15 protein-coding genes are annotated in these 20442 nt (G+C 77.2%); 5 read left to right on the top strand and 10 right to left on the bottom strand.

Annotation, left to right across the window (positions count from 1 at the left end):
• Window positions 1-127 precede the first annotated feature (127 nt).
• Window positions 128-1456: a hypothetical protein gene (locus IEY75_RS04335; RefSeq protein WP_229789340.1), complete on the bottom strand. Its 1329-nt coding sequence runs from the start codon at window positions 1454-1456 to the stop codon at window positions 128-130.
• Window positions 1457-1699: 243 nt separating this feature from the next.
• Between IEY75_RS04335 and IEY75_RS04340 the strand changes: the two genes are divergently transcribed.
• Window positions 1700-3076, top strand: a complete 1377-nt coding sequence (locus tag IEY75_RS04340; protein WP_189112868.1) for an NADP-dependent succinic semialdehyde dehydrogenase — start codon at window positions 1700-1702, stop codon at window positions 3074-3076.
• Window positions 3077-3439: 363 nt separating this feature from the next.
• Here IEY75_RS04340 and IEY75_RS04345 read toward each other — a convergent pair whose 3' ends face one another.
• The gene (locus IEY75_RS04345) at window positions 3440-4741 is read right to left on the bottom strand and encodes a glycosyltransferase (protein ID WP_189112869.1); all 1302 of its coding nucleotides are present in this window, start codon (window positions 4739-4741) and stop codon (window positions 3440-3442) included.
• 238 nt (window positions 4742-4979) lie between these two features.
• On the opposite strand from IEY75_RS04345, the gene IEY75_RS04350 reads away from it, so the two are divergent.
• On the top strand, window positions 4980-5318 hold the full coding sequence (locus IEY75_RS04350; protein ID WP_189112870.1) for a hypothetical protein: 339 nt from the start codon (window positions 4980-4982) through the stop codon (window positions 5316-5318).
• A 4-nt stretch (window positions 5319-5322) separates the two neighbouring features.
• On the opposite strand, the gene IEY75_RS04355 is transcribed toward IEY75_RS04350, so the two are convergent.
• Window positions 5323-6279 (bottom strand): endonuclease/exonuclease/phosphatase family protein, encoded by a 957-nt coding sequence (locus IEY75_RS04355; RefSeq protein WP_189112871.1) that lies wholly within the window; start codon window positions 6277-6279, stop codon window positions 5323-5325.
• 86 nt (window positions 6280-6365) lie between these two features.
• Here IEY75_RS04355 and arfB point away from each other — a divergent pair, with 86 nt between their 5' ends.
• Together arfB and IEY75_RS04365 are read left to right on the top strand one after the other, a co-directional pair.
• The gene (gene arfB / locus IEY75_RS04360) at window positions 6366-6794 is read left to right on the top strand and encodes an alternative ribosome rescue aminoacyl-tRNA hydrolase ArfB (protein ID WP_189112872.1); all 429 of its coding nucleotides are present in this window, start codon (window positions 6366-6368) and stop codon (window positions 6792-6794) included.
• Between the two features lie 150 nt (window positions 6795-6944).
• Window positions 6945-7685: a hypothetical protein gene (locus IEY75_RS04365; protein WP_189112873.1), complete on the top strand. Its 741-nt coding sequence runs from the start codon at window positions 6945-6947 to the stop codon at window positions 7683-7685.
• A 112-nt stretch (window positions 7686-7797) separates the two neighbouring features.
• Here IEY75_RS04365 and IEY75_RS04370 read toward each other — a convergent pair whose 3' ends face one another.
• The 7 genes from IEY75_RS04370 to IEY75_RS04400 form a co-directional block, all read right to left on the bottom strand.
• Window positions 7798-10353: a putative bifunctional diguanylate cyclase/phosphodiesterase gene (locus tag IEY75_RS04370; protein WP_189112874.1), complete on the bottom strand. Its 2556-nt coding sequence runs from the start codon at window positions 10351-10353 to the stop codon at window positions 7798-7800.
• A 51-nt stretch (window positions 10354-10404) separates the two neighbouring features.
• The gene (locus IEY75_RS04375) at window positions 10405-12156 is read right to left on the bottom strand and encodes a S8 family serine peptidase (protein ID WP_229789341.1); all 1752 of its coding nucleotides are present in this window, start codon (window positions 12154-12156) and stop codon (window positions 10405-10407) included.
• Between the two features lie 122 nt (window positions 12157-12278).
• On the bottom strand, window positions 12279-12599 hold the full coding sequence (locus IEY75_RS04380; protein WP_189112875.1) for a hypothetical protein: 321 nt from the start codon (window positions 12597-12599) through the stop codon (window positions 12279-12281).
• 131 nt (window positions 12600-12730) lie between these two features.
• On the bottom strand, window positions 12731-13624 hold the full coding sequence (locus tag IEY75_RS04385) for a DUF8832 domain-containing protein (protein WP_229789342.1): 894 nt from the start codon (window positions 13622-13624) through the stop codon (window positions 12731-12733).
• 187 nt (window positions 13625-13811) lie between these two features.
• Window positions 13812-15353, bottom strand: coding sequence for a sensor histidine kinase (locus tag IEY75_RS04390; RefSeq protein WP_189112876.1), 1542 nt, complete (start codon window positions 15351-15353; stop codon window positions 13812-13814).
• Window positions 15331-16062, bottom strand: coding sequence for a response regulator transcription factor (locus IEY75_RS04395; protein ID WP_308425663.1), 732 nt, complete (start codon window positions 16060-16062; stop codon window positions 15331-15333). Before IEY75_RS04395 ends, IEY75_RS04390 begins: the two co-directional genes overlap by 23 nt.
• A gap of 124 nt (window positions 16063-16186) precedes the next feature.
• A complete protein-coding gene (locus IEY75_RS04400) occupies window positions 16187-16741 on the bottom strand; it encodes a hypothetical protein (protein WP_189112878.1) in 555 nt (184 codons plus the stop codon).
• Between the two features lie 368 nt (window positions 16742-17109).
• Between IEY75_RS04400 and IEY75_RS04405 the strand changes: the two genes are divergently transcribed.
• Complete coding sequence (locus tag IEY75_RS04405; RefSeq protein ID WP_189112879.1) at window positions 17110-20394, top strand: S8 family serine peptidase; 3285 nt, start codon at window positions 17110-17112, stop codon at window positions 20392-20394.
• Window positions 20395-20442: the final 48 nt, after the last annotated feature.

Genomic DNA, 20442 nt, shown 5'->3' on the forward strand with positions numbered 1-20442 from the left:
TACCGCACCGCCGGGCCGGTGACAGGCCATCGGCCGCTGATCGACGACCCCGGGGCGACCCGGAGATGTGATAAGCGCCACGCCGTACGGGCAGGTGGCGGTGCGTGTGCGCCACCGCCGCGCACCGTCACCGACGCAGGGGGTTCACCCCTGCGTGGGCCAGCAGGAACCATGCCGTGGTACCGACGTGCCGGACCGGGTAGTAGCCGGACGCGGCGTCCCCGGTCGGCAGCGGGCCGGTGGCCGCGACGACCCCGGAGCCCTCCGGCAGCGCCTGCCCCCCGACGCTCTGCTCGCCCCCCAGCCGCTCCTGCACCTCGATCAGGCTGCCGACGAGGACCGCCCAGCGGTCGGGGGCCACGCAGTCGCGGCGGGCGGCGCAGGCGTACTGCGCGGTGCCCTCGCACCAGACCGCGTACGGGTCCGGGGCCGTCCCGCCGCCGGCCGGCTCCCGGCTGGCCGTGCCGAAGGTGCTGCCCACGATCCGCATCCCGGCCGGCAGGCCGCTGCCGGGCCGGTCGGCGGTGTCGACGACGGTCAGCGCCCGGTGCACGTACTCGACCGAGGGCCGGCTGCGCAGCACCGCCGAGGCCAGCCAGGGGTGCAGTTGCGCCTCCAGGGTGGCGGCGCCCCGGTCGACGGCCGCGCCGTCCGGCGAGATCGCCGACCAGTACCCGTCGCCGGGGTTCCACATCCGGTGCACGAACCGCTCGGCGTGCGCGCGCTGGCGCAGCCACACGCCGTGGCCGGTGGCGGTGGCGAGCGCCGCGAACAGCACCATGAGGACGGCGTTGTGGGCGGTGGCCACGGCGGGTAGGACCCGGCCGGTGCCGTCCACGCCGGCCCGGAAGCCGCGCAGCGGGCCGGTGGACCGGCACTGGCTCACGATCCACGCCCCGATCCGGGCCGCCCCGACCGTGTACCGCCGCAGCCCGGTCCGGCGCCCCAGCGTCGCCAGCGCGATGCCGGCCCACGCCAGGTCGCCGGTGTGCGAGCTGCGGAAGTCGAACGGGGCGTCGGTGTTCACCGCGCCGTCGGGCCGGACGAAGCCGTACGGCTGGGTGACGCCGCCGACGGTGAACGGCCCGACGGTGTACGCCTGCCGCAGCCGGCCGTCGGTGAAGTCGGGGTCGTGCTCCTGGGCGTACAGCAGCGCGTCGCCGAGCAGCCGCGCGCGCGCCCGGGCGGAGCCGCCCGGGTCGGTCAGGTAGGCGAGGATCGCCAGGGCGGCGTCGTAGGTGAAGCCGGTGGCGTGCAGGCCCATCTGGTCCGCGTAGGACTGCGGCAGGCGCAGGTCCGTGGGGTCCAGGGCCGGGCTGTCCATCATGGTGTCGAGGAAGGTCAGCGCGCGTCGGCGCGCGGCGTCGGCCCGGGGGTCGCGCTGGTGCGGCGGGCGGATCGGGACCAGGATGGCGTCGGCGCGCGGCGTCGGGGCGACGGCGGTGGGGGCAGTCATCCGACCTCCTAGGCGGTTCGAGCAATTTGTCGGATTTATACCACTGTAGCCGGTCGGTCCGCCGCCGTTCGGCACGCCGTGCCGAGGTCACTCGGTCCGGGGCGTACCGACTCCGAGCCTACGTGGCGCGGCCGGCGCGGCGCCCGCCCCCCGAGGCGGCCCGCCGGCCCCGGACCGCGCCGGGACAGGGGGCCGGCCCGCCGGACGCGCGCGGCGGACCGGACGGCGTGGCAGGCTGGCGGCATGAGCCTCGCCACGGTGAACCCGGCCACCGGCCAGACCCTCGACACGTACCCCCTGATGACCCCGGCCGAGGTGGACGCCGCCCTCGACCGGGCCGCCGCGGCCGCCGCCGCGCTGCGCCGGACCACCTTCGCGCAGCGGGCCGGCTGGCTCACCGCCGCCGCGGACCTGCTCGACGCGGAGACCGCCGCCGTGGCGGCCACGGTGACGACCGAGATGGGCAAGCCCGTGACCGCCGCCCGGGCCGAGGTCGCCAAGTGCGCGGCGGCGTGCCGGTACTACGCCGCGCACGCCGAGGAGTTCCTGGCCGACGCCCCGCTCGCCGACCCCGGCCAGGTGGGGGCCGCGCGGGCCTGGGTGCGGTACGAGCCGCTCGGGCCGGTCCTGGCCGTCATGCCCTGGAACTTCCCGCTGTGGCAGGTGCTGCGGTTCGCCGCGCCCGCCCTGATGGCCGGCAACCCCGGCGTCCTCAAGCACGCCTCCAACGTCCCGCGGACCGCCCGGTACCTCGGCAAGCTGTTCACCCGCGCCGGCTTCCCCGCCGGGTCCTTCGGCCCGCTGTGGGTCGCCGCCGACACGGTGGCCGACGTGATCGCCGACCCGCGGATCGCCGCGGTGACGCTCACCGGCAGCGAGGGGGCCGGCCGGTCCGTGGGCGGGGCCGCCGGGCGGGCGCTGAAGAAGGTGGTGCTGGAACTCGGCGGCAGCGACCCGTTCCTCGTCCTGCCCTCCGCCGACCTCGACCGGGCTGTCGACGTGGCGGTGACCGCCCGCTGCCAGAACAACGGGCAGTCGTGCATCGCGGCGAAGCGGTTCGTCGTCCACAGTGCGGTGTACCCGCGCTTCGTCGAGGCGTTCACCGCGCGGATGGCGGCGCTGCGCGTCGGCGACCCGATGGAGGAGGACACGCAGGTCGGCCCGCTGGCCACCGAGTCCGGCCGGGCCGAGGTGGCCGCGCAGGTGGACGACGCGCGCGCCCACGGGGCGCAGGTGCGCTGCGGCGGTACCGTGCCCGACCGGCCCGGGTGGTGGTACCCGCCGACCGTGGTCACCGGGCTGACGCCCGCGATGCGGATGTGGCGCGAGGAGGTCTTCGGGCCGGTCGCGGGCGTGTACGAGGTCGACTCGCTGGACGCGGCGCTCGCGCTGGCCGACGACACCCCGTTCGGCCTCGGCGCGGCGGTCTGGACCCGCGACGAGGACGAGGCGGCGCGCTGCGTCCGGGAGCTGACCGCCGGGGCCGTGTTCGTCAACGGCATGACGACCTCGTACCCCGCGCTGCCCTTCGGCGGCGTCCGGCACTCCGGCCACGGCCGCGAACTGGCCGCGGTCGGCATCCGCGAGTTCTGCAACGCGAAGACGGTCTGGCAGGCGTGAGCCAGGTGGTCGCCCGGTCCGACAGGCCGTAGCGGAGAAGCACGCAGTCGCCGACGGCGCGGGTCTCCAGGATGCGGGCGCGGTTGCCGCGCGCTGCCGGAAAACGGCCGTCGGTCACCAACCTGGGCGGTAGGCCGAGGTGGGGGTGTAGACGACCTTGCCGTACCCGCCCGGGGCGAAGAACGCGGCACCGGGGTCCACGGCTGCGCGCGGTGAGCGCCACCTTCGGCGGTGAAGGAGTGCGGCCGTCAGCGGTCCGCTGATCTCTGCGCTCCGGCGAGCGCACGGGCGTTCGGTCACTTCTTGACGCTCCCGAGGGTGAGACCTGATCCATGAGGTCCGCACAGTCGCCGGTTGCGCGCGTCAGGTTCGTCGGCGGCGGGGGAGTGCGAGCACCAGCGCGTAGGCCGGCAGCGCGGCGGGCAGGAGTGCCGCGGCCAGCCGGGTCGCCGGCTGCAGGGCCCAGGCGGCGACCGTCGGGCGCTCCAGGAACGCCGCGACCGCGTGGGCGAGGCCGGCCAGCAGCGCGCCGCCCAGGTACGCCGCCGCCGCCGGCCACGCGCCCAGCAGCGGCGCCGCGACGAGGTGGCCGAGTGCCGCGACCGGCGCCGCGCACCGGGCGACGGCCCGCCCGTACGCCAGCGGTGCGCCCCCGGCCGGGGCGTAGCGGACCGCGGTCGCCAGCGCGGGCAGCGCCGCGGCCAGCCGGCGGCGCTGGGCGGCGGCGAACTCCCGCGCGGTACCGGCGACCGGCACGAACACCCGGGCCGAGGCGACGTAGCCGACCCGCCAGGCCCGGTCCCGGTCCCCGGCCGGGCCGTCGGCGGCGAACGGCGACCCGGCGTACGCCCGCCGCCAGCGCCCGCCGTCGCGCCGCTGGCCCCGGGCCAGCCCGCCGAGGGAGCGCCCGGGCCGCCAGGCGGCCAGGTGGGGCAGGACCGCCTGGCGCCGGGCGACCCACAGGCCCGTCGGCGCGTCGGCCAGCGCGCCCGCGGCGGCCTCGGCCGCGGCGGTGACCCGCAGCCGGCTGTCCAGCCAGGCGTCCTGGGCGCGGGTCAGCGGGTTGCGTCCCGCGTGCCGGGCGCGGGTGTGTGCCACGACGGCGCCCAGCCCCGGGTCGGCGGCCAGCGCGGCGGCGCACCGGTCCAGCGCGTCGGCCGCCGGTACCGCGCCCGGGGCGAGGAAGGCCAGCAGGTCGCCGGTGGCGTGGGCGGCGCCGTGGCGGGCGGCGTCGTGGTACCCGGCCGGCCGGTCCAGCCGCAGGACGGTCAGCGGCGCGGCCAGCGCGAGCCGCTCCAGCAGCGCCGCGCCCCTGTCGGTCGAGGCGTTGTCGACGACGATCAACTCGATTCCGGGCCGGTCGGCGACCAGCGCCCCGCAGCGGGCGGCCAGGTCGGCGGCCTCGTCGCGGACCACCATGACCAGGCTGACCGGCGGGCTGGCCGCCGGGCCCTGCCCGGGGTCGGCGTAGCGCCCGTGGGCCAGGTAGAGCACGACCGCGGTACCGGCCAGCGCCGCGGCGGGGTAGCCGAAGGTCAGCGGGCTGGCGAGCACCAGCGGTACGGCCAGCGCGAGCAGCGCGGCGAGCGGGGCCAGGGCCGCCGCGGCGACGGCGCGGGACAGGGCCGGCGTCGGGCGGGGCGGGGTCGGTGTGGTGGGCAGCACGGCGGCCTCCGCTCGTCCGGCCCCCCGGCAGGCGCCCGGCCCCGTAGCGGGCCGCGCCCATTGATGATCGCGGTTGTCGCCGGTCGGCGCAGTCCGCCGGCGCGGTGTCCGTGGCGGTGCCCGGCCGACGACGGACCGCCGCCAAACGGGCAGGCACGCGTCGATCGGTCGCCGTCGATCGGGCTTTCCGGCCGGATCGGCGCTGGTCAGAACCTGGCCGGGTCAGGACAATGGGCAGATGCCCCACGTCGTCACGTTGTCGCCCCCGACGCCCGTCACCGACACCCTGTCCGCCGTGCCCCGGTTCCTGGCCGCGGAGTCCGCGCCCGCCCTGACCGGCCTGACGTTCGTGCTGGTCGTCCTCGGGGTCTTCACCGCCTACGGGCTGGGCTTCGCCCACGCCACCTTCCGCCGCGCGCGCAAGGACTACACCGTGACCCGGCGCAGCCTGCCGAACCTGCGCAAGGGCGCCTTCGCGGCCCTGACCACGACCGTCGGCCGGCTCGTGCTGGTCGCCGCCGTGGTGGCCGCCACGATGGCGTGGTCGGCGACCCACGGCAGCCCGCCGCCGCGCTGAGCGTTCAGCGGGGGAGGGCCAGCTCCGCCCAGACCGCCCGGTGGTCGCCGTCGGCCAGCGGGCGGGTGCCGAAGCCGCGGACGCCGATCCGGCGGTCGGCGAGGACGTGGTCGATGGCCACCGGCGGGATCAGGTCGCCGTCGTACGGCCCCCAGGTGCCGCGCAGCCCCGCCCCGCGGGTGGCGGCGGCGTCGCGGTAGCCGGTGTCCAGCAGCCGCCGCAGGAGCTGGTGGTCGAGCGTCGCGTTGAAGTCCCCGGCCAGGATCCGCAGCGGCCCGGCGGGGGTGGCCGCGGGCTGGGCGAGCAGGTCGGCCCGCCACGGACCCAGCGCGTCGAGCCCGGCGGGCGCCAGCGGGTGGACCGACTCGACCGCGACGGCCGGGCCGCCGGGCGGGACGAGCACGCCGTACGCCTGGGTGAAGCCGCCCTGGTTGACCCGGACGCCGGTGTCGCGCAGCGGGTACCGCGAGTACAGCGCCGAGCCGAGCGTGCTGCGCAGCGGGTGGAGCACCTGGTACGGCAGCCGCGCGTCCAGGCCGGCGGCGCGCACCGCCTCGCGGGTCGCGTCGGTGAACTCCTGGAGCGCCACGACGTCGGCGTCCCGGTCCGCGACGAGGGCGGCCAGGTCGGCGACCGACGCCCCGCCGAGCAGCATGTTCGCCGAGACGACCCGCAGCCGGAAGCCGGCCGGGCCGGCGTCGGCGGGCAGCGCCCGGGGCAGCACCATGGCCGCGAGCGCCAGCGCGAGCGCGGCGGCGACACCGGTGGTCCGCCAGCGCCGGGCGGCCGCCGCGGCCAGGACGGGCAGCACGGCCGCCGCCGCGACGTACGGCGTGAAGGCGACGACCATGATCAGCGGCCCGCGCTCCAGCCCGAGACCCCGGACCGCCGCCCACGCCGCGAAGGGCGCCAGGAGCGCACCCCACAGCGGGGCGCCCCACCGGCGCCGTGACCTGGCCATCGCCCGACAGTAGGCGGCGGCCGTCGCCGGTGCCTCCGCCTAACCGGTGGCCGGCAGCGGCGCGGTCGGGCATCCTGGTTGCCACTATGGCCGACATGCTGCGCGTGACCGACCGCCTGACGATCCCGGGCGGGGAGCTGGCGCTGCGCTTCTCCCGCAGCTCCGGGCCGGGCGGGCAGGGCGTGAACACCGCCGACAGCCGGGTAGAGCTGTCGTTCGACCTGCTCCGGTCGCCGTCGGTGCCCGGGGCGCTGCGGGCGCGGATGCTTGAGCGTCTCGCCCGCCGGCTGGTCGACGGCGTGCTCACCGTGGTGGCCAGCGAGCACCGCAACCAGCTCGCCAACCGCGCGGCGGCCCGCGAGCGGCTGGCCCGGCTGCTCGCCGACGCCGCGGCGCCGCCGCCCCCGCCCCGCCGGCCGACCAGGCCGTCGCGGGGGTCGCGGGAGCGCCGCCTGGACTCCAAGCGCCGACGCGCCGCCACCAAGCAGGGGCGGCAGCAGCCCCGCGGCGAGTGAGTCGGGTAACGGCGCTGTTACGTAACGTCCAGCAAATCTCGATGTATTGCCATGAACCTATGACTCTCCGTGTCCGTCGGAGGGGGTAGCCGGTCCACCGGGGATTGCCCTGGGCGCCGGTCCCACCCGTTCGAGCATCCGGGAGGCACCGTGTTACTCCGTCTGGGCGTCGGCGTGGCCGGCGCCGTCGCGGCCCTGGCGGTCGCCGCGCCGGCCTCCGCGGCCATCGTCGGCGGCGGCCACGGCCGCGGTCACGACCGTCCCCAGCAGGGCGGCGTCATCCGCATCGCGGACGGCAGCGTGCCGGCGCGGGCGCAGGGGCGCTGCCCCCGGCACGGGGGCAAACTGGTCAACCGGGACCGCTGGGACTTCACCGTCTTCAGCCGCTCGTCCCGCAGGCCGGCGCGGTTGGCGCAGATCACGGCGTACTTCGACGTCAACGGCGACGGCCGGGCCGACCGCGCGGACCGGATCGACCGCGGCTCCCGCGACGGCGACGACATCGTCCGCCGCCGCAACGGCGACAGCGGCGGCTGGATCGTCACCCGCGCCGGCTGGCGGCTCGTCGACGCCCGGGCCACCGTGTCCGGCGGCGTGCGGGCGTTCCGGCTGACGGACACCTGCGCCGGACCCCGGCACCACGGCAAGCCGGACCACCGGCCGCCGCGCTGGCCCACGCCGATCCCGATCCCGAACCCGCAGTACCCGCAGGCGCCGTCGCTGCCGGTGACCGGCGGCTCGTTCAGCGGAATCCTTGGCGGCGGGGTGGGCCTGGTCAGCGCCGGGGGCATGGCCCTGGTGACCACCCGGCTGCGCCGCCGCCGGCCGGCCCCGGCCACGGGCGGCGTCGCCACCGGCGAGCCGGCGACGCCGCGCTCCGGCACCCCCTGACCCGGTAGCGCCACGTCCGCCCGCGCGCACCGCACGCCCTGCCCCACCGGACCACCGCCGTGGCCGCGGCCCGCCCCCTTCCCCCCGGGGCGGGCCCGGTCACGGCGGTACGTCACGCGGTGAAGCGGCCCTGGACCACATTGGGCGCCCGGTGGCCGGCGAGCCAGCCGGCGAACTCGTCGGGCGGCAGCGGCCGGGAGATCAGGAAGCCCTGGAGCAGGTTGCAGCCCTCCCGGACCAGGTAGGCGTACGTCTCCTGGTCCTCCACCCCCTCCGCGACGACCTCCAGGTCCAGGGCGTGCCCGAGCTGGACGGCCGAGCGCACGACGGCCCGGTCGCGGTGGTCGACGGCGACCCGCTGGACGAACGAACGGTCGATCTTCACCTCGTGCAGCGGCAGTTCGCGCAGCCGGCCGAGCGACGAGTACCCGGTGCCGAAGTCGTCGATGGACAGCCGCACCCCGAGGCCGTGCAACTGGTCGAGTACGGCCTTCGCGCCGGCCGGGTTCGCCATGATCGTGCTCTCGGTGATCTCCAGCGTGAGCGCCTCGGCCGGTACGCCGCTCTGCGCGAGCAGGCGCGCGACCACCTCCGGCAGCGTCGGGTCGTGCAGGCTGTTGGCGGAGAGGTTGACGGCCACGTGCAGCGGGTGCCCGTCGCGGCGCCACGCCGCGCACCGCCGCAGCGCCGACTCCAGCACGTGCAGGGTCAGCGGGCGGATCAGGCCCGAGTGCTCGGCCAGCGGGATGAACTGGTCCGGCGGGATGCTGCCGTGCGTGGGGTGGTGCCAGCGCGAGAGCGCCTCGGCGCCGGTGACGTCGCCGGTGTGCGGGTCCAGCTTGGGCTGGAAGACGACCAGCAGGTCGCGGCGGTCGATGGCGTCGCGCAGGTCGGTGATGAGCGCCAGCCGGTCCGGCGTGTTCTGGTCGTCGGCCGGCAGGTACACCCGCAGCGCCGTGTGGCTGCTCTTGGCGGCGTGCATCGCGACGTCGGCGCGGCGCAGCAGCGTCTCGGCGTCGTCGCCGTGGTCCGGGGCGACCGCGATGCCGATGCTGGCCCGGGCGTTCAGCGACAGCGGGCCGCGCTGGACCGGCCGCTCCAGTTCCCGGACCAGGTCGCTGCCCAGGTCCACGGACTCGACGACGGTCCGCGCCCGGCGCAGCAGCACCGCGAACTCGTCCCCGCCGAGCCGCGCCACCTGCCCGCGGTCGGCGACCGACTGCTGGAGCCGCGCGGCGACCTCCTGCAGGACGGCGTCGCCGGTCTCGTAGCCCAGGGCCTCGTTGACTTCGCCGAAGCGGTCCAGGTCCAGCAGCAGCACCGCCGGCCCGTGGTCGTCGTGCCGGGTGCTCTCCAGCGACTCCTCCAGCAGGGCCTGGAAGTGCCGGCGGTTGGGCAGTCCGGTCAGCGGGTCGTGCAGGGCCATGTGCTCCTTCTCCTCGGCCTCCCGGCGCAGCCGGTCGACGAGGTGGGCGCGGGCCAGCGCGACGCTCGCGTGGTTGGCCAGCGCCTCGAACAGCCGCAGGTGGGCGGGCTGGAAGGTGCCGACGTCGGGCAGGCTGTCGGCGACGATGAGCACCCCGACCTCGTCGCCCAGCGGCACCGGTACCGCCAGCCCGTCGCGCGGCGGCGCGTCGGGGGCCTCCGGCTGCCCGGGGTCGGCGCGCCACAGCACCGGCGCGCCGTCGCGCGCGGGGGTCCACCAGTCGTCGGCGGGCCCCCGGGCCAGCACGGTGTTGACGAGCCGGTCGCGGCTGTCCAGGCGGACCCGGGCGGCGGGCTTGTCGTCGAAGGACGGGACGACGAGCTGGGCCTGGGCCGCCCGGAGCTGGTCGCGGGCCTGCTCCAGGACGACGCGGATCAGCGCCTGGGTGTCCCGGGAGCCGTCCAGCGCACGGGTGAACGCGTACAGCTCGTCCACCTGCGCGTGCCCCTGCTGCTGGGTCACGAACGCCCGGTACGCCAGGTAGAGGGCGACCGACACCGCGCCGAGCAGGACCAGCGTCCACGGCGTCTGCGCCATCCCGATCGCGGCGACGATGCCGAGCGACGCCGTGATCAGGACGAACGGCTCGCCGCGCAGCGCGGCCGGTAGCCGGCGCCACTCGCCGGGGTCGTCGTGCAGGGCGATCGCCGCGGTGACCAGGATCGCGGCCACGGTGTCGGCCAGCAGCACCGCGGCGTAGATGACCAGCCAGGCGGTGAGGTCGCGGGGCAGCCCGGCGCCGCCGAGCGCCGTGAAGGTGAGCGCCGCGACGGTGGACTGCACGCCCCACAGGGCGAGGTTGAAGCCGAGCTTGAGGCCGCGCTGCCCGCGCAGCAGGAGCAGGCCCAGGCCGCCGCCGACGGTCCGGGCGGCCACCGCGAGCAGGGGGTCGAGGTGGATCAGCGCGAGGACGAGCGGGATCTCGCTGATGGTCATGCCGTGGCTGCCGCGGCGCACCCGCAGGTGGATGACGAAGCCCTCGGTGACGGCGAACAGCAGCGCCAGGACGGGCAGCCAGACGAGCGCGGCCGTACCGGGCGTCGGCAGCCCCCGGTGGAGATAGGTCAGCGCCAGCACGGACGCCGTGCCGGTGCCGAGCGCGAGGGTGAGGACGGCAACGCGGCCCTGCGGGCCGCGCCCCCAGGGCCGCGGCCCCTCAGCGGGCGCCGGGGACGGGTTCACCGGCCTCCTCGGACCGGACCACCCGCCGGCCGGCACCCGGTGCCGCCCGGCTCACCCCCACGAAGCCCCGCCCCAGGACGTGCCGCCCCACGAGGTGCCACCCCACGAGGTGCCACCCCACGAGGTGCCACCCCACGAGGTGCCACCCCACGAGGTGCCACCCCAGGATGTGCCGCCCCAGGATGTGCCGCCCCACGAAGTCCCGCCCCAGGATGTGCCGCCCCACGAGGTTCCGCCCCACGAGGTTCCTGCCCACGACGTGCCGGTCCAGCCGGTGCCGGCCCAGACCGACCCGTTCCATGCGCCATCAGTCCATGCTCGCCCGTCGTCCGCCGCCGCGGCCCAGACTTGCGGATTCCAGGCGTGTCCAAAAATGTCCTGCTCGCCGGTCAGCACGGCGCCGTCGGCCGGGTCCACGACGTGGGTCGTGCCGCGGGCGCCCTCCAGGGTGCCCAGCCCGGTGGCGGCCGGGACGGCCTGCGCGGAGCGGGCCGGCACCCGGGCGGCCAGCGCCTCCCCGACGTCCAGCATCCGGGCGCCCACGGCCCTGCCGACGGTCCCGCGGACGGGGTCCGCCGATGTCGTCAGGATCCGCTTGACCTGGTCGGGGGTCAGCTCGGGGCGCTTCTGGAGCAGCAGCGCCGCGGCCCCGGCGACGACGGCGCTGGCCTGCGAGGTACCGCTGCCCCGGAAGAACCGGCCGCCGACCGCGGCCTGCGGGTACCGGGTGTCCAGGAACGAGCCGGGGTCGCGCAGGGAGACCAGCGACCGGCCGGCGGCATACACGTCGACGGCCCGGTCGGCGGCGCCGGTCGCGCTGAACGCGGCGACCCGGGCGTCCCCGGTCCCGACCGAGGCCGAGGTGTCCAGCGCGCCCACGGCCAGCACCCGCCGGTGGCGCGCCGGCATGGTGAGCCGGCTGTCGTTGCCGGCGTTGCCGGCGGAGGTCGTGACGACGATGCCGTGCCGCCAGGCGGCGTCGACGGCGAAGGCCAGCGGGTCCAGGCGGGGGTCCTGGTCGCTGTCGGTACCGAAGGAGAGGTTGAGGACCCGGATGTTGAGGTTCTGGTCGTCGCGGTGCGCCACCACCCAGTCGATGGCCGCGATCACCTGCGAGACGTCGGCCGCGCCGTCGTGGCTGCCGACCTTGAGGCTGACCAGGTGGGCGCCGGGGGCGACCCCGGCGAAGCGGCCGGTGCCGGCCGGCCGGCCGGCGGTGTCGTCGCCGGCGATGATGCCGGCCAGGTGGGTGCCGTGGCCGAACGTGTCGAGGTACCGGTGGTCGGCGGACTGGGACTCGAAGGACAGGTCCGGGCCGTTGACGACCTTGCCGGCGCCGGTCAGCCCGGCCACGGGGACGACCCCGGTGTCGATCAGTGCCACCCCGACGCCCGCGCCGGTCACGCCCGCCCGCCACGCCTGGCGGGCGCCCAACTCGCGGGTGACCTGGTACATCGAGGTGGGGTCGGTGCGGGCGGACCAGTCGTCGCCCGCGAACCGGACGCCGCCGTCGCGGGTGGCGGCGACCACGCCGGGGAGGCCGGCGACCCGGCCGGCCGCCGGGGCCGGGACCGTGGCGAGGAAGCCGCCGACGACGGCGAGCCGGGCCCCCACGACACCGCCGAGCCGGGCGATCCCGCGGGCGGCGGCGGCCGCGTCGTCGGCCCGGACGATCATGGATACCGGCGCCGGCCCCGCCGCCCCGGCCGGGGCGGCGAGGGCGCTCAGGACCAGTGCGGCAGCGGCCAGCCAGGCACCCGCGGCGGCCGCCCGCCCGCCGACACGGAGATCGAGGACGTGCATGGGCGCCTCCCAGGTCGAACGTACTGGTGAGTCTCCTCCGTACAGCCGATGCGGGCTGTCGTCCAGGTAGACAAATCAGTCCAGACTGGGCAGGGGGCGATCGGTCCCCGGGTGGGCGGTCCTCAGGCGCCGCGCCAGTCCGGGACCGAGCTGGCCAGTCGGGAGTCGACCTGGACGAACAGTTCGCGCAGTTCGCCCACCAGGTGGGGACGGCGTTCCAGGACGCGCTCCAGCCGGATCCGCCACGCGTCGGCCTCGGTCAGCCGCGCGTCGTAGTGCCGCGGGTACACCACCCGGTGCCGCGTCTGGGCCAGCGCCCGGCGGTAGTCGGGGCCGAGCAGCCGGTTGACCTGCTCGACGAGCCAGACGTAGTGCGCGCCGGTCTCACTGGCGGTGACGAACGCGCGCGCGGCACCCCAGGCCAACGCAGGAGGTGTGGTCATATGCCCTCTCCATGGTGACGGTCTGTCACCAAGTGTCGGGCACGGCGACCGGCGCGGGCAACGCGCCGAACGGCCGGTTCCCCGACGCCGTCCGGGCTCCGCCGCGGCGGCGGGAGACGGGGGCGGGGGCGTCAGGTGACCATCAGGGTGAAGGCGACCTGGTGGACCTTGCCGGCGACCTGGAACTGGAGGTAGAGGCGCTGGTCGCCGCGCTCGGCGAACTGCGGGTGGAAGCTGACCACCCCGTCCGCCGGGGGCGCGCCGTTGGCGTTGGCCGGCAGCGGGTGCATGTGCTGGAGGCGGCCGGTGCGGACCTCGAAGACGGCCAGGTGGGCGTCGGCGTCGAGGTACTTCTCCAACCGCGCCGGCTGGCCGTTCTCGGTGATCTTGAACTGGAGGGCGCGCTGCTGCCCCACGATCAGGTTGGCGACGCCGTCGGCCCGGGTGACGGTCAGCGTCCCCGAGGTCTGCGCGGGCACCGGCGCCGGTACCGGGTCGGGGGTGGTGGGGCCGTAGATGGCGAACGGCAGGCCGGTCACGGTCGGGTCGGGCAGCGGGACCCCGGTGCGCCCCTTCGGCACGAACTCGGCGTACAGCCGGTACTGGCCGCCGTCGGTGATCGTGACCGGGGTCCGCCACACGCCGCCCGACAGGGTCGGGTGCAGGTGCTGGTAGTGGCTGAAGTCGTCCCGGATCACGAACAGGTGCAGCGGCTTGGCGTGGACCGTCTCGAACTCGGCGTGCGGCGTGCCCGCGGGGCCGAGCAGCCGGAAGGCCGTCATGGTGGTGCCCCGCCGGCTCGGCAGGGTCACCGGCCGCATCACGAAGCCGTCGTAGGCGTCGGAGAGTCCGTCGGTGTTGTAGCGGGCCGACGGCGACGGCGTGGGCCGCGGGGCCGCCGCCCCGGTGTCGCCGGTGCCGCGGGACTGGAACGCGTAGGTGAGCGAGCCGGCCGTGACGACGGCCGCGACCGCCAGGGCGAGTCGGGCGTACGGCGGCAGGCTCGTCGCCGGTTTCTCGGACACGTCGGATCCCTCCTCACCGGGGACACGCGCCGGGACACCGTCCGGTTCGGTCGGCGCGCCGGTGGCGGGGAGCTGCCGAGTCGGGGAACCGACCGCAGGGGACACGTCGACGGTGCGGGCCGCCCGCCGGAGCCCGTAGTGACTGTCGTCACTACGGGGTGAGGCTAATGATCAACGCGGCGGGTCGTCAACCGGCGTCCGCGGACGGCTCGCGCCCGCCCGCGCCGGGGTCGGCGGTGTCGGGCTGCCCCGGCGGGTCGGCCAGCGGGAGGCGCACGACGAACGCGGTCCGGCCCGGCTCGCTGGTCACCTCGACCGCCCCGGCCAGCGCGTCGACGACGGCCGCCACGATCGACAGGCCCAGGCCGGTACTGCCGGCGGCCCGCGACCGGGAGCTGTCGCCGCGGGCGAACCGCTCGAAGACGTGCGGCAGCGCCTGCGCGTCGATGCCCGGGCCGCTGTCGGTCACCCGGACGACCGCCTCGCGGCCGGCGGCCGCCACGCCGACCTGTACCCGGGTGCCCTCCGGCGTGTGGGTGCGGGCGTTGGCCAGCAGGTTCGCCAGGACCTGGTGCAGCCGCTGCGGGTCCCCGGTGACGAGCACCGGGGAGCCGGGCAGGTCGAGCTGCCAGTCGTGCCGCGGGCCGGCGGCGTGCGCGTCGCTGACCGTGTCGACCGCCAGCACGCACAGGTCGACCGGCTCCCGCACCAGCGGCCGGCCCGCGTCGAGGCGAGCCAGCAGCAGCAGGTCCTCGACCAGGCTCGTCATCCGCTGCGTCTCCGCGTCGACCCGGCGCAGCATGTGGTCGATCCGCTCCGGGACCGGCCCCGGCTCCCGGCGGGCCAGTTCGGCGTACCCGCGGATGGCGGCCAGCGGCGTGCGCAGCTCGTGGCTGGCGTCGGCGACGAACCGGCGCACCCGCGTCTCGCTGGCGTGCCTGGCCCGCAGCGCCTCGTCCACGTGGTCGAGCAGCCGGTTCAGGGCCGACCCGACCTGGCCGACCTCGGTGTGCGGGTCGGTGTCGCGCGCCGCGACCCGTTCGGCGAGTGTCACCTCGCCGCGCTCCAGCTCCAGCTCCGTCACCCGGGCGGCCGTCGTGGCGACCCGGGCCAGGGGCCGCAGCGCCCGCCGGATCACGTACACGGCGACCAGGCCGGCGGTGAGCACGGCGGCCAGCGAGAACGCCCCCGCGGCGACCGCCACGGCCAGCAGCGTCGCCTGGGTGTCGGCGAGGCTCAGGCCGGTGACCAGCACCTCGCCGCGCGGGGTGCGCTGGGCGACCAGCCGGAAGTCCCCGCGGTCGCCCAGCTCGTAGGTGCGCGGCCGGCCGTCGGCGGGCAGGTCGCCCAGCAGCGCGCGCCCCGACTCGCCGACATCGCGCACGTCGCCGTCGGCGTCGACCACCTGCGCCTCCTCGACCTTGCCGTCGATCAGGCGGGCGGTGAGGGTGCCGGCTCCCTGGCCGCGGGGGATGTTGAACGGCGGCCGCGGCCGGCCGGGGCGCGGCCCGCTGAGCGCGCCGCTGGCCCGGTTGGCGGCGTTCACGAGCTGGGTGTCGACGCGCGCGTACAGGACGCGGTGCAGGATCGCCTCCGTCACCCCGGCGACGGACAGGCAGGCGAGCGCCAGCAGCGCGGTGACCAGTGCGACCAGTCGGGTGCGCAGCGAACGCCCCCGCCATCGGCGGGGCTGGCGCGGGCCGGCCTCAGTCGGCGGGCCTGAGGACATAGCCAGCCCCGCGCATCGTGTGGATCATCGGCGGCCGGCCGGCGTCGATCTTCTTGCGCAGGTAAGAGATGTACAGCTCGACCACGTTGGCCTGCCCGCCGAAGTCGTAGTTCCAGACCCGGTCCAGGATCTGCGCCTTGCTCAGCACCCGGCGCGGGTTGCGCATGAGGTACCGCAGCAGCTCGAACTCCGTGGCGGTCAGCGAGACCGGCACGCCGCCGCGGCGCACCTCCCGGCTGTCCTCGTCCAGGGTGAGGTCGCCGACCGTCAGCGGCAGGTCGGCGGGCGCCGCCGCGCGGCCGGCCCGGCGGATCAGGCCGCGCAGGCGGGCCACCACCTCCTCCAGGCTGAACGGCTTGGTCACGTAGTCGTCGCCGCCGGCCGTGATCCCGGCGATCCGGTCCTCGACGGAGTCCCTGGCGGTGAGGAACAGCACCGGCAGGTCGGGGTGCTCCCCGCGGAGCCGGCGCAGGACCTCCAGCCCGTCCATGTCGGGCAGCATGATGTCCAGGACGACGGCGTCCGGGCGGAACCGGCGTCCGGCGCGCACGGCGGCGGCGCCGTCCGCGGCCGTCTCCGCGTCCCAGCCCTCGTACCGCACGGCCATCGAGAGCAGCTCGGCGAGGGTGGGTTCGTCGTCGACGACGAGGACGCGCACCGGCGTGCCGTCCGGCCGGGACAGCGGTGGGCGGGCTGCGGGAGTCGTCACGGTGGTGATCCGATCTGCGTCGGTCGGTGCCCCCATGCTATTGACCCCGGCGGTGCGGCGCGGCGGTTGCCACGCCGCACCGCGGGATCGGCGCAGGCGGCAGCGGGCGCGGTACGGCCACTGGTCAGCGGGCCGCGGCCGAGGGGGCCGGCTGGCTCGGCGCCGCCGAGGGCCGGCCCGGCGGGAGGGCCGACGGCTGGCCGCCGCCCGGCCCGGGAGCCCCCTGCTGGTTGGTCCCGCCCTGCTGCCCGGGCGCGCCCTGCTGGCCCATGCCGCCCTGCTGGCCCATGCCGCCCTGCTGGGCGGGGCCGCCGTGCTGTCCGCTTCCGCCGCGGCCGGCCACCCCACCGCCGCCGGGCCGGCCCCAGCCGCGGCCGCCCGGTCCTTCGTGCCGGCTGATTCCCGGGCCGCCGTCGCGCCCGCCGTGGCCGAAGGCAAACCCCGCGGCGAGGCCCGCGCCGCCGCACAGCACGGCGGCGACGAGCAGGCCGGCGAGGAAGCTGAGCACGACCGGCCGGTTCGGGCGCCAGCCCGGGCGGGCGGGCCCGGCGGCCGGGACCGCGGCCGGAGCCGGGCCGGCGACGTCCCGGCCGGCAACCGGCCGCTCCGGGGCGGCCGCCGGCTCCGGGGCGGGGGAGGACACGGGCCCGGGGTGGGCCGGGGTCTGGTCGGTGGGCATCGGGATCTCCTCAGTCGTTGGGCGTACCACCGACTGTGCGGGCCGCGCCCGGCAGCGCCCTGTCCCGACCCTGTGCGTGCCCTGTGAACGTCCCGGGGCCGGGTGCCTGCCCCGCGCACGCCCCGGCCCCGGGAGTCCGTCGGCGGGCCTGCCCGCGGTACCCCGGCACCGCCGGATCCCGGGGCGAACCGGTATACCACGGGCGTCTCGCTGGCGCGCCGGGCAAAGTATTTACGAGAGTCGATGGTGCTGTCGAGAGTGGCGGGCGTCCCGTTCGTCCCGGGTCCGGTGTGGACGCGGCGGGACGGACGGGCGGCGGTGGATCTGCTTAGATTTGCCGGACACCGTGTCGATCCTGGGGAGGATCCGTGCACTCTGGTTCCCGATTGACCGCCGCGTCGCTCGTGGCGGCACTGCTGAGTGCGGCGCTGGCGGCGCCGGCCGGTGCCGCGCCGCCGCCGCGGGCCCCGGTGCCTGTCCGCGCGTCGGGGGCGGACACCGCGGTCACCCTGGTCACCGGCGACCGCGTGGCGGTCGCCGCCGACGGCCGCGCCCGGGTCCGGCCCGGTCCGGGCCGCGCCGGCATCGCGTTCTTCACCCACCGCAGCGCCACCGGCACCGTGGTGGTGCCGCGCGACGCGGTACCGCTGCTGGCCGCCGGCCGGCTCGACCCGCGGCTGTTCGACGTCACCGCGCTGGGCGCGGCCAACCGGGCGCGGCGCGGCGACGCCGTCCGGCTGGTCCTGACCCCGGCCCGCGGCGGGGCGCTCGCCCCGCGCGCCGTGCCCCGCGCCGCCGGCCGGACGGTGACCCCCCTGTCGGCGATCGGCGGGCTCGCCGTGCGGACCGACGCCGCCCGGGCCGCCGCGCTGTGGCGCGACCTGACCGGCGCCCGCCCCGGCCGGACCCTGGCCGGCGGGGTGGACCGGGTCTGGTTCGACGGCCAGCGCCGGATCTCGCTCGACCGCAGCGTCCCGCAGACCGGCGCCCCGGCGGCGTGGCAGGCCGGGTACGAGGGGGCGGGCGTGAAGGTCGCCGTCCTCGACACCGGGGTCGACACGACCCACCCGGACCTGGCCGGCCGGGTCGTCGCCGCCCGCGGCTTCGGGGACGCGGGCGACCCCGCGGAGGACCACGTGGGCCACGGCACGCACGTGGCCGCCACGGTCGGCGGCAGCGGCGCCGCCGCCGGCGGCACCCGCCGGGGGATGGCCCCGCGGGCCGGGCTGCTCAACGGCAAGGTGTGCTCCTCCGAGCAGTGCGACGAGAGCGCCATCCTGGAGGGGATGGCGTGGGCCGTCGCCGAGGGCGCCCGCGTCGTGAACATCAGCATCGGCGCCACCGACGCCCCCGGGATCGACCCGCTGGAGCAGGCCGTCGAGGATCTCAGCGCCCGCCACGGCACCCTGTTCGTCGTGTCCGCGGGCAACGACGGCGAGGCCCGCACCGTGAACTCGCCGGCCACGGCCGACAGCGCGCTCGCCGTGGCCGCGGTGGACCGCGCGGGCGTCGTGACCGACTTCTCCTCCCGCGGCCTGCGCGACGACGGCGCGGTGAAGCCCGAGATCGCCGCGCCCGGCCTGGAGATCACGGCCGCCCGCAGCTCCCTGAGCCCGGACGGCGAGGGACCGTACCTGACCCTGTCCGGGACCTCGATGGCCTCGCCGCACGTCGCGGGCGCCGCCGCGCTGCTGGCCGGGCAGCACCCGGACTGGACCGGCGCGCAGCTCAAGGCCGCGCTCGTCGGCTACGCCGCGCCCGGTACCCGGGACCCGGTCGCCGCCCAGGGCGCCGGGCAGGTCGACGTCGCCGCCGCCACCGGCGCCGCGGTCCTGGCGACCACGGCGACGGTCAACTTCCCGGCGCAGGCGTGGCCGCACGGCGACGACCGGCCCGTCACCCGCGCCCTCACGTACCACAACGGCACGGCCGCGCCGGTCACGCTCGCGCTGCGCTGGGAGATGACCGGCCCGGACGGGCGCGCGGCGCCCAGGGGCATGTTCACCACTGCCGGCGGCGCGGTGACCGTGCCGGCGGGGGCGACCGCGGCGGTCCCGCTGACCGCCGACACCGCCGTCGCCGGACCCGACGGCGACTACGCCGGGGTGGTCACGGCGACGGCACCGGGGCTGCGGCTGCGCACGCCGGTCGGCATCCTGCGGGACGTCGAGCGGTACGCGGTGCGGCTGGAGGCCCGCGACCGGGCCGGCGCACCGGCGTACGGCGTCGCCGCGCTCACCGACAAGGCCGGCGAGACCGTCGTGGCCTACTCCAGCCCCGGCGACCGAGGGCCACACGTGCAGCTCCCCCGCGGGCAGTACGCCGTCACGGCCACCAGCGGCGGGGACCAGGAGCAGCGCGACGCCGCCTGGTTCGTGCACCCGAGCCTCGACCCCGCCCGGACCCCGGTGCTGCACCTGGACGCCCGCGCCGCGGCGCCGGTGCAGGTCACCGTGCCCCGCCCCGAGGCCGAGGAGCTGGGCGTCGTCATGGCGCCGACCTTCACCGACCGGCCGGAGCAGGTGTACGCCGAGCTGACCCACCCGACCGCCGAGCTGGGCGGCCCGGCGTACGCGGCCCAGCTCGGCCCGAAGATCCGGTACCCGTTCCTGCGCACCCTCGTGCACACGGTCAGGAGCACGCCCGAGAACACGGAGCGGCCGTTCGGCTACCAGCTCGCCTGGGGCGTCCGGGACAGCTTCCCGACCGGCTTCCGGCGGACCGTGCGGGAGGCGGACCTGGCGACGGTGACCAGCGACGTCGCCCACACCGGCCCGGCGGGCGGGTACCAGTCCACCCAGGTCGCCTGGGGCCCGATCGAGGTGGCGGCCGGCTACGCCCGGCGGCGTCCCCGCCCGGTGGTCGAGACCGTGTACCACCTCAGCGGGCAGCCGGACCTGACCTGGCAGTCCGTCGTCGTCGACGGCTGGGCGCCCGACGAGCCGCAGTCCCTCACCGAGGGCGCGCCGACCCGGTACGAGGCCGGGCGCGCCTACGGCGAGCAGTGGGGGCGGGGGGTGTACGGGCCGGCCGTGACCGGCGAGTTCGGGCCCGTCCAGGTCCAGGACGGGTCGATGCTGGTCATGCCGTACCTGTTCTTCGACGGCGCCGGCCGGTCCGCCTACAGCACCCACTACGGCACCACGGCGGTGCGCCGCGACGGCGTGCTGCTCGGGGAGGCCGACGACACCTTCGCCGAGGTCCCGGTGCCGGCCGGCCCGGCGCGGTACCAGGTCGACGTGACGGCCCACCGGCCCGACTTCGAGGTGAGCACCGAGGAGCGGGTCCGCTGGACCTTCGCGCTCACCCCCGGCACCGGCCCCGACGCCAGGGTCGCGGGCCCGGCGTCGGCGGTGCGGTTCAGCCCGCCGCTGGACGCCCGCAACGCGACGCCGGCCGGGCGGACGATCGACGTGCCGGTCGTGGTGACCCACCAGGCGCCCGAGTCGCGGGTGCAGGCGGTGGCCGCGCAGATCTCGTACGACGACGGGGCGACGTGGACGGACCTGCGCCTGACCGGCAGCGGCGGCCGGTACGCCTACACGACCGCGAACCCGGCCGCGGCGGGCTTCGCGTCGCTGCGGGCGACGGTCACCGACCGGGCGGGCAACACCACCGAGCAGACGATCCTGCGCGCGTACCGGATCGGCTGACGCCGGCCGCGGGGCGGGTGCCGCGGCACCCGCCCCGCGCTGTCGGTG

Origin of the sequence: Pilimelia terevasa, from assembly GCF_014647915.1 — a bacterium.
Taxonomy (GTDB): Bacteria; Actinomycetota; Actinomycetes; order Mycobacteriales; family Micromonosporaceae; genus Pilimelia; species Pilimelia terevasa.

What these genes read in the sequence shown, in the direction of transcription:
- IEY75_RS04335 (WP_229789340.1), bottom strand. Translation starts at nt 1,456, where the DNA reads ATGACTGCCCCCACCGCCGTCGCCCCGACGCCGCGCGCCGACGCCATC.
- IEY75_RS04380 (WP_189112875.1), bottom strand. Translation starts at nt 12,599, where the DNA reads ATGACCACACCTCCTGCGTTGGCCTGGGGTGCCGCGCGCGCGTTCGTC.
- IEY75_RS04355 (WP_189112871.1), bottom strand. Translation starts at nt 6,279, where the DNA reads ATGGCCAGGTCACGGCGCCGGTGGGGCGCCCCGCTGTGGGGTGCGCTC.
- IEY75_RS04390 (WP_189112876.1), bottom strand. Translation starts at nt 15,353, where the DNA reads ATGTCCTCAGGCCCGCCGACTGAGGCCGGCCCGCGCCAGCCCCGCCGA.
- IEY75_RS04340 (WP_189112868.1), top strand. Translation starts at nt 1,700, where the DNA reads ATGAGCCTCGCCACGGTGAACCCGGCCACCGGCCAGACCCTCGACACG.
- arfB (WP_189112872.1), top strand. Translation starts at nt 6,366, where the DNA reads ATGGCCGACATGCTGCGCGTGACCGACCGCCTGACGATCCCGGGCGGG.
- IEY75_RS04375 (WP_229789341.1), bottom strand. Translation starts at nt 12,156, where the DNA reads ATGCACGTCCTCGATCTCCGTGTCGGCGGGCGGGCGGCCGCCGCGGGT.
- IEY75_RS04400 (WP_189112878.1), bottom strand. Translation starts at nt 16,741, where the DNA reads ATGCCCACCGACCAGACCCCGGCCCACCCCGGGCCCGTGTCCTCCCCC.
- IEY75_RS04350 (WP_189112870.1), top strand. Translation starts at nt 4,980, where the DNA reads ATGCCCCACGTCGTCACGTTGTCGCCCCCGACGCCCGTCACCGACACC.